Annotated in this window: 6 protein-coding genes; 5 read left to right on the top strand and 1 reads right to left on the bottom strand. The window is 66.7% G+C overall.

From position 1 onward, the window contains the following. The first annotated feature begins 313 nt into the window (after positions 1-313). From lanL to ABZT03_RS41815, 5 genes are all read left to right on the top strand, one after another. Positions 314-2,998 (top strand): class IV lanthionine synthetase LanL, encoded by a 2,685-nt coding sequence (gene lanL, locus ABZT03_RS41835; protein ID WP_356049251.1) that lies wholly within the window; start codon positions 314-316, stop codon positions 2,996-2,998. Then, positions 2,995-4,824 (top strand): alpha/beta fold hydrolase, encoded by a 1,830-nt coding sequence (locus ABZT03_RS41830; RefSeq protein WP_356049249.1) that lies wholly within the window; start codon positions 2,995-2,997, stop codon positions 4,822-4,824. The genes lanL and ABZT03_RS41830 overlap by 4 nt, the downstream gene beginning before the upstream one ends. 66 nt (positions 4,825-4,890) lie before the next feature. Next, positions 4,891-5,118: an ALQxL family class IV lanthipeptide gene (locus ABZT03_RS41825; RefSeq protein WP_356049247.1), complete on the top strand. Its 228-nt coding sequence runs from the start codon at positions 4,891-4,893 to the stop codon at positions 5,116-5,118. 363 nt (positions 5,119-5,481) lie between these two features. Beyond that, on the top strand, positions 5,482-7,266 hold the full coding sequence (locus ABZT03_RS41820; RefSeq protein ID WP_356049245.1) for an ABC transporter ATP-binding protein: 1,785 nt from the start codon (positions 5,482-5,484) through the stop codon (positions 7,264-7,266). A gap of 31 nt (positions 7,267-7,297) precedes the next feature. Further along, positions 7,298-8,608, top strand: coding sequence for a lanthionine synthetase C family protein (locus tag ABZT03_RS41815; protein WP_356049243.1), 1,311 nt, complete (start codon positions 7,298-7,300; stop codon positions 8,606-8,608). Between the two features lie 41 nt (positions 8,609-8,649). Here ABZT03_RS41815 and ABZT03_RS41810 read toward each other — a convergent pair. Then, positions 8,650-9,050, bottom strand: a 401-nt coding sequence (locus ABZT03_RS41810; RefSeq protein WP_356049241.1) for a transposase, incomplete at its 5' end; no start/stop codon positions are given.

Raw genomic sequence — 9,050 nt, 5'->3', positions numbered from 1 at the left:
GCCCACGGCAGGCTGAACCATAGGCCGCCATCCGGCCCCACCACGACCTAACACACCCTCAACGACCCGCTGCCCCAACAAGTTGACAACGCCCGCAGCGGCACCACGATCTACGGCTGCCGTGTCTGAGCATGGACTACTCATTCGAGGGGTGGAGTGTTCCGCAGATCCTGAAAGCCGAGTTCCACGCGGTTCGGACGCACTGTCGATCGCGGTCAGTATTGTTCTGCGAGCGAGGCAATTCATGCGGCATGAGCACAAGCACGACACTGTCGGACCGACTTCATCGGGTAGGGATCCACTGTTGCGTGATGTGGTCGAGGGGGTGCTAAGGCGGTGTGGTGAGGAGTACGGCTACACGCTTCGGGAGGGACCCTTCTGGTGCTCTGTGACGCCAAGGTGGCATGCCTCGCATGCGCAGGGGTGGAAGCTGCATGTGTCCGCTACACCGTTGTCGGCGCCGATCGTGCTGGGACGGGTGAGCGAGCTCTTGATACGTCGTGGGTGCACTTTCAAGTTCGCGGGTGACCTGCAGCGGGTAACGGAGCAGGTGTCGGTGAACTACAGTCGCGGCGGCGGGGGGAAGTTCATCACCGTCTATCCAGAGGATGACGAGCAGTTCCGTCAGGTGGCCTGGGGGCTTGACCGCGCAGTCGAGGACTTGCATGGTCCGAAGATTCTGTCGGACCGGCAGTTGCGCCCCGGCAGTCTCGTGCACTATCGGTACGGGGTGTTCAGCGCCGAGGAGGTCCTGACCAACGACGGGGCGTTCGCGTCGGTGCTAACCGCGCCGGACGGTTCCTTGGTGGCTGATGAGCGGCTGCCGTGGTTTAGCCCGCCGCCGTGGGCCCCCTCGCCGTTCCCGGACCAGCAAGTGGTGGCGCCTTCCCCACCGGAAACGGTCCTTCTGGGCGACCGCTTCGCGGTGCGCAGGGCCCTGAAGCAGGCGAACAAGGGCGGGGTATACCTGGCGGTCGATGAGCGCACCAGTGCTGAGGTGGTCGTTAAACAGGCTCGGGCGCACATTCACGCTAGCTTGGACGGTACCGACATGCGTGATGTCCTGCGGCACGAGGCGGCCGTGTTGGATGTGTTCGCCCCGTCGGGGATTGCGCCGGGCACTGTTGCCATGTTCGAGCAGCAGGGTGACCTGTTCCTGGCTGAGGAATACGTGCCGGGCATGAAGCTGCGCCGTTGGGCCACCGAGTCGGCCGCCATGCCGGACGGGCTGCCTTGGGGTCAGGCCGTCACTATGGTCGGCGATTTGGTGGAGTTGCTGACCGTCGCGCACGGAACGGGTCTGGTGCTGCGAGACTTCAATCCCAATAACATCATGGTGCTGCCGGACGGGGAGGGGGTGCGGCTGGTCGATCTGGAACATGCTGTGAAGCCGGGCGTCGATGTGGTGTGTGTGCAGACTGCGGGATATGCCGCGCCCGAGGCCACCAAGAACACGCGCGGACCGGCCCCGGAGCAGTCGGCCGACCTTTTCGGGCTTGGTGCGACCATCTTCTGTGTCTGCACCGGTATTGATCCGTCACTGGTTGTCGATCATCCGGTGGAGCGCTCTGCTGCGGCCCGGCTGGAGCACCTGGTGTCGTTGATGGGGAGCACCAACCCCGTTCTGTCCGCGTTCGGACCGCTTATCCTCGGGCTTATGGCGGAAGATCCGCAGTGTCGCTGGCCACTGTCACAGGCCCGTGCATTTGTGGCTCAGCTGCCGACGGACTCGCCGGCTGCTGCACAGCAGGTGAGTGTGTCGGGTGTGGCGGGTCTGTCTGGCGAGCTGCAGGAGCGGCTGCTGGCTGATGGTCTGGCGTACGCGGTGGACGCGATGACGCCTAATGCCGCCTGGTTGTGGCCGTCTTCGTCGTCCGGAGCATCGGCAGACCCGTGCAACGTGCAGCACGGTGCGGCTGGTGTGCTGGCGGTACTGACGCGGGCCTCGCAGGACTTCGGCCAGAACTCCCTGCAGGACGCGGTGCGCAGGACTGCCCACTGGGTCGATGCGCGGGCCTACTCGATCCCGAGGTTGCTTCCCGGACTGTATTTCGGGCGGTCGGGTACAGCATGGGCGCTGTACGATGCGGCCCGGCACCTCGACGATGAGGGCCTGGCCGGACGCGCGGTAGAGCTGTTGAAACAGATCCCTGTGCAGTGGGCCAACCCCGATATCTGCCACGGCCTGGCGGGGGCTGGCCTGGCGCATCTGCACCTGTGGCGGGCGACGCGGGACGATGAACTCTACGGACGGGCGTTGGCGTGCGCGGATAGCGTGATGGCCGGAGCCGAGCGTCGGGCGAACCTGACGGTGTGGCCTATCCCTGCCGATTTTGACTCAGCGTTGTCCGGCACCACGCCCTACGGGTTCGCTCACGGGGTCGCGGGAGCCGGAGCATTCCTGCTGGCCGCCGCCTCGGCCAGCGGCCGACAGCAGTACCTGCAAGCAGCCATGGCTGCCGGGGACACGCTGGCACAGGTAGCCGACGTGGAGCAGGGCGCGGCATGGTGGCCTTCCGGCGAACCGGGAGACACTTCCCGACTGCCGCATTGGTGCAACGGGTCCAGCGGAGTCGGCACATTCTTGATCCGGCTATGGGCGGCCACCGGCGAGCAGCGCTGGCTGGACCTGGCACAGGGAGCCGCGCATGCGGTCATGCAGAACCTGTGGCACACCACTGCGGCGGCATGTCACGGACTGGCAGGCCGCGGGGAGTTTCTTCTGGACATGGCGCAGTGGACGGGGGAGATCCGCTACCGCGCCTGGGCTGAGGAAATCGCCGCGATCCTGGAAGCGCGTCACGGCCTACGTGACGGCCGGATGGTACTGGCCGACGAGGGCGGCCGCATCGTCACACTCGGCTACAACACCGGATTGAGCGGTGCCTTGGGATTCCTGCTGAGACTGCGAAGCGGCGGGGCACGCTGGTGGATGGCCGACGTGCCCATCGGGAACCCCTCACCCCGTACCACGGAAGCCCTGGCAGGGCAGCGGTGATCAACGTGTTCACGGATCTGCTCAATGGCAACGGGACGACGACAAAAACGGGCGACGGAGTGGACCTGGAACGGACCGTTGCGTGGGGCACCGGCTTTGCCTTTGCCAGCATGGTCACCCGTGCCGCGTGGCAGAGCAGTGGCATCGCTGGCTCCGCCGTCGAAACATGGTCATGGACCCATAAAGGCGCACACCGAGCAGCGATACCTCTGCGGGAACCGGCCGTTGGCCTGCGGGAACTGCTGCCCCTAGACGACGGGCGCACCCTGATGGTGCGTGGGCAGTCCGACCAGTGGCAGATCACCCTCTTGTCTGGGGACCGCTCGGCAGCAGAACAGCACATCGGCGGCCTTCCCGCCCGCCGACTGAGGTTGCTTCCCTTCCCCGGCCTCGGCGCGCTCGCTCTGGCCGCAAGCCTGGACGATGGGGAGAGGGTCACTCTGTGGCTGGTATACGACGCCGCCCCCTACCTGGTACCCCAGTTGGTCCTCCCACCGGGCGCCGAACTGCCTTGGCGGCCGACCTGGCTCGACAACACCGGCCGACTCCTGGGGTGCAACCAGACCCACGCCGGCCACGTCCGACCCATGGTCGCTGACCTGGCGGCCGGGACCGTCACTCCGTTGCCTGGCTGCACAGCAAGCGGTGATCACCGACTCATCCATACCAGCCCGCTCGGCCACACCCTGCTCCTGGCAGACCAACCCGACGGCACAACAGCCTTGGCGCGAACGGATCCCACTCACACACAGATCCAACACCTGCCAGCGTTGACCACACTCCACGGCACCATCACCCCGCTCGCCGTGGACCCAACCGGCTACCGACTGGCCCTCAGAGCCGACCACGGCGCCACATCCCAACTCCTGCTCTACCAGGCCGACACCGACCGTGTGGACCCCGTCGTTATCCCGCCGGGCGTGCTTCATCCAACCGCCCGCTGGAGCCGCCACGGCCTGCACCTGGTGCATTCTGCCCCGACCCGCCCGGCCGACATCGCAACAGTCACCTTCGGCCCCGAACCCCTCTGGCACCCTCCCGCGTTCGACAAGGCAGCCACCGGCCGAAAGGAATCGGCCCACACCGAATGGCTGACCGGACCCGCCGGGCCGATCGAGGCCGTCATCTACGGCGCCCGGGACTGGCGCCAAGCCCCTCAACTTCTGATGGCGTTGCACGGCGGTCCCCAGACTGCCTGGCGCCTGGATTTCAACCCGTTCTTCCAACGTCTGGCCGCAGCAGGCATCGCCGTCGTCGCTCCGAACCAACGCGGCAGCACCGGCTACAGCCCCACCCACCGCGACGCCATCCGCGGTCACTGGGGCGGCCCAGACCTGGATGACATCTGTTACCTGGCCCACACTCTCGAAACGCAACGCAGCCCCCGCGGCAAACCCCCACTGCTGCTCTTCGGTGCCAGCTACGGCGCCTACCTCGCGCTGCGCGTCGTCACCCGTGCCCCCGAATTGTGGGCCCGCTGCGCGCTCGTTGCCCCCTTCGCTTCGGTAGCAGGCCTGTCCGGCGAGGCCCCGGCCGGGGTGCGTGGCCTCCTCCAAACGCTGGAGGCCCGCGACCACCCCGCCCTACCATTCCCCGGGCCAGACAACCCGACACCGTGCAGTGCACCACGCCTGCTGATCCTGCACGGCAGCAACGACCCAATTGTGCCCGCCACCCAGAGCCATCAGATCCGAGCCAGCCTGCTGCACAAAGGTCGGTACCGGCCGGAAGACATTATCCATCGGGAAGTTCCGGGCGGCCACGACCTGCTCTCCTCATCACCCGGCCTCCAGGATGACGTTGTCCGCTTCCTGCGCTCCGGCTGACCATTAGACGTGCCCCAGGAACCACCCGGGGCCACATCCCGACACAGAGCAAAGGATGTAACTACCATGGAAATCAACATCGACGCACTGCAGATGCTTCCCGTCGACAACCCCCAGGCCGACCAGCCCGCCGGACTGGCGATCTGCATCCCGACTTGCGTCTATACCTATACCGACCAGTGCGGAAACGACCCCACGTACTCGGGCACCTGCGAGTGCACGGTCGCCTGCACAGATGCAGGGTGCGCCAGTATCTATGGCAATTGCACCCACGTCTCCACCTGCCACTGCTAATACCAAGGCTGGCTCGTCCGCAGTTGCTTTTTAAGCAATGTGACTCCCCCTTAGGGACACACCTTCCAGACATAAAGGAGGCACCTGAGGCAAGTTCGTGTCCGCAGCACAACGCTGCGGATACGAACGCCTCATCCCACAAGAAGGCGCCGATCTGCTGTGCCGCCGGCAAATGGACGGCGCCGGCCGGACCTGATGAGAGATCTCACCATGAGACCAGCCCACCCCACCACGGCCCGGACACGAATCCGGTTGGACTCCGCTCCCGCGCCCACGCCCGATCCCCTGTTCGGGTCAGGTATCCGCTTCACCGAGGGGCGTTCACGTCACGAGTTGGGAGGCCTGGAGACGGGATTCTGGGGAATGACAAGGAGGATCCCTGGACTGCTCGTCTTCGCCGCGAGCACCGCCTGGCGGGCGGATGCGGCCGCCTTCCTCGCCGTGGTCACCGCCCAGGTATTGCAGGGTCTGGTCACCGCATCCGGACTGGTCGCCACCAACCAGGTACTGCTCGGCCTGTTGGCCGCAGGACCCACCCCCCAGCGCCTTCGATCAGCGATACCCGCACTGATGGCCATGGCAGCCGTCGGTGTCGCGGGCTCGCTGCTGCGCGCGGTCACCGTCGCAGGTCAAGGGAGACTGGCGCCCAAAGTTGAGCGGCTGACCGAAGAACGGCTTCTCGAGCGGACTGTACGCGTCGAACTCGCCACGATCGAGAACAGCGAGTTCCACCGCCTGCTGTCCTCCGCACGCATGGCGGTATCCTCCGTCCGGCAACTGCTAATCGGAGGCCTAGGCGTGCTCAGCTCGCTGATGAGCCTGCTCGGGGCGGCCGGAGTGATGGGCGCACTCCACCCGGTCCTGTTGCCGTTGCTGATCGCCACTGTCGCCCCAGCTGGCTGGAGAGCGGTGCGTGTCGCCCGCAACCAGCACGTGTCGACGAAACGCTGGCTGGACCACACCCGACAGCAGAACGTCCTTACAGGGCTGCTCACTGAGCGAGGCGCCGCCGCGGAAGAAATCCGGGTTCATGGACTCGCCGACTTCTTTCTCGCACACCATCGGCGCCTGGCGGCCACCCACGTGGCGGAGCGGACCCGGCTGAGCCGTGCCGAGGCCCGCAGCGGACTGCTCGCCGATGCGCTGTCCGGGCTCGCCCGCGGCGCGACCTACCTTTCGCTGGGTCTTCTGCTGATCACCGGGGCCATGCCCTTGGCCGTGGCCAGCACCGCCGTCATCGCCGTGCGCACCGCCACAAGCAGCCTCACCGCAGTCCTCATGCAGATCAACCAGCTGTACGAGCACGGGTTGTTCATCACGGACTACAATCAGACGCTCCGCCAAGCCGAACGCGACGCGATCCCCACCAACGGCCTCGCACTACAACACCAGCCGACCCACATCCAACTGCGTGGGGTGCGTTTCGCCTACTCCCCCATAGGTCGCCCTGCAGTGGACGGGGTGGACCTCGACATCCGCCGGGGCGAGGTGATAGCCCTGGTAGGCGCCAACGGCAGCGGCAAGACCACGCTGGCACGCCTGATCGCCGGACTGCACCTGCCACAGCAGGGCACGATCAATTGGGACGGCACCGATATACGCGACTTGGACCGGGCGTCCCTGTTCTCCCATGTCGCCGTCATCGGCCAGGACTTCAGGCAATGGCCCGTGACCGCCAGGGTCAATGTCACGCTCGGCCGCACCGGCGCCCCCGACGCCGACCGGCGTCTGGAACAAGCCGCCGCCCAATCCGGTGCGGACCAGATCGCGGCAGACCTGCCTGATGGCTGGGACACTCTGCTGGCTCGTGAGTTCCACGGAGGGGTGAACCTCTCCGGTGGTCAATGGCAGCGACTGGCCCTTGCCCGAGCCCGCTACCGCCAGGCGCAGATCCTCATCTGCGACGAACCCACCGCCGCCCTCGACCCTAAAACCGAGGCCGAAACCTTCGACAGGCTCCTGAGCCTCGCCGAAGCCGGCCGCACCGTCATCCTGATCACCCACCGGCTCGCATCCGTACGCCGCTCCGACCGCATCTACGTCCTCGACCACGGCCGGATCGTCGAACACGGCACCCACGACCAACTCAGCACCGCAGGGGGCCTGTTCGCCGACATGTATGACACCCAGCGCCGCCAATTCGCATGAACGTCATCCACTCATTCATTCCCTTCGAACGATGAGGCAGGTCCCCGTGCCCCCCCTTGCCTACGCGCCCGCCGCGGTAGAAGCCATCTCCACGATCACCCTCGATATCGCCGAACGCCTGACCGACCCGACACGGATCCTCCGCACGGCCCCCCATGCCTCCCTGGAAACATCACTCTTCCAGGGCCTACCCGGCGCCGCGATCCTGCTCGCCCGCCTCACCGATCAGCGAGCCGCATTTGCCGACGCCGCCCACGCCCACCTGCAGACCGCACAAACCGCCCTGCCCGCACCGGCCGCCGGCATCTCCGCCGGCCCCGGCGCCGTCATCACTGCCGCACTGATCGCCCACTCCATGAACGCCGACCCGCGTCTAACCCCTTTCCTGAAACCCGGCGTGCAATGGCTCACCGCACACGCCCACCACCTCACCGGCCAACAAACCGCCCGCCGTGCAGCAGGCCACCCCGGAGCCCGATGGGAAACCTACGACGCCGTCCTCGGCCTCGCTGGCATCGGCCGTGTCCTGCTCCTCGCCCACCAAACCGGGATACCAACCGCCGAAGCCGGACTCACCGCCGCACTGCGCAGCCTCACCGACCTGCTGCACATCGACGACCGAGGGTGGCCCGGCTGGTGGCTGCCCGCAGTTGACCACCGCCCCCTGTCCAAACCCCACCCGTCTGGACTGGCCACTACGGGTGTGGCCCATGGGGTCGCCGGCCCCCTCGCGTTCCTCTCCGCTGCCCTGATCGCGGGCATCGGAGTAGCAGGTCAAGAAGATGCTGTACGCACTGCAGCCCAGTGGCTAACCGACTGGCGCCGCCCTGACGACCAGAGCTGGCCCTGGCGTGTTACCGGCGACGAACTCACCCAAGGAAAGCACGCCCCTGGACTTCGCAGCGGCCCCCGCGATGTCTGGTGCTACGGAGCGGCCGGACTCGGACGCACCCTGCAAATGGCTGGCAGCGCCCTTCATCAACCCGATATCACTCGTGTCGGCACTAACGCCATCGCTACCCTCGCCACCATGGCCCCCGAGCAGTGGCAAGCAGCCGGGCCGACCGTATGCCACGGCCTTGCCGGCATTCTCCAAGCAATGGTCCAGGCTCACCGCCACAGCGCCGACCCGCGCCTCGCGGCCGCGGCCACAGCCGCCGCGGCCCATATCACCGAACGCCACTGGCGACCGCACACCCCCTACGGTTTCCCCCACCACGACGGCGCCAGCCACCGCCACCACGTCGGCCTCCACGAAGGCGCCGCCGGAGTGGCTCTCGCCCTCACTGAATCCACCCACCCCACCCCCTCCAACTGGGACATTCCCCTCTTGCTCCAATGAAAATCGGGGGTCTGACACGAAAAGAAGAGAGTTGGTGCTGGTCAGGCGGTTACGGGTTCTACGATCGGGTCGAAGCGGATGGTGAGGCCGAGGCTGTTTGCTTCCTTGGTCATGCGGCGCATGGCTCGTTCGGGGTCCCGCTTGGCGAAGTGGTCCGCGCCGAGTTCGTGGTAGGGGACGTGGTCGTGCAGGACGTGCCAGATTGAGATAGCGATCTTGTGCATGACCGCGACCAGTGCCCTCTGCGAGCCCCGGCGGGCGGCCAGGCGACGGTAGAACACGGCGAGGTAGGAGTCCCTGTTCCTGATCGCGGCCATGGCCGCGACACCGAGGACGCGTTTGAGACTGCGGTTGCCCGGGCGGGTACGGCCAGATCGGCTGACCCCGGCCGACTCGTTCTGCCCGGGGCAGACCCCGATCCAGGAGGCCAGGTGGTGGGCGC

It is taken from the genome of Streptomyces sp. NPDC005574 (assembly GCF_040605435.1).
In the GTDB taxonomy this organism is placed as follows: domain Bacteria; phylum Actinomycetota; class Actinomycetes; order Streptomycetales; family Streptomycetaceae; genus Streptomyces.
Note: the sequence above shows the minus strand (reverse complement) of the source record. Positions and strands in the feature narration are given on the sequence as shown.

Coding starts and splice junctions, on each gene's coding strand:
- ABZT03_RS41825 (WP_356049247.1), top strand. CDS start 4,891: ATGGAAATCAACATCGACGCACTGCAGATGCTTCCCGTCGACAACCCC.
- ABZT03_RS41815 (WP_356049243.1), top strand. CDS start 7,298: ATGAGGCAGGTCCCCGTGCCCCCCCTTGCCTACGCGCCCGCCGCGGTA.
- ABZT03_RS41820 (WP_356049245.1), top strand. CDS start 5,482: ATGACAAGGAGGATCCCTGGACTGCTCGTCTTCGCCGCGAGCACCGCC.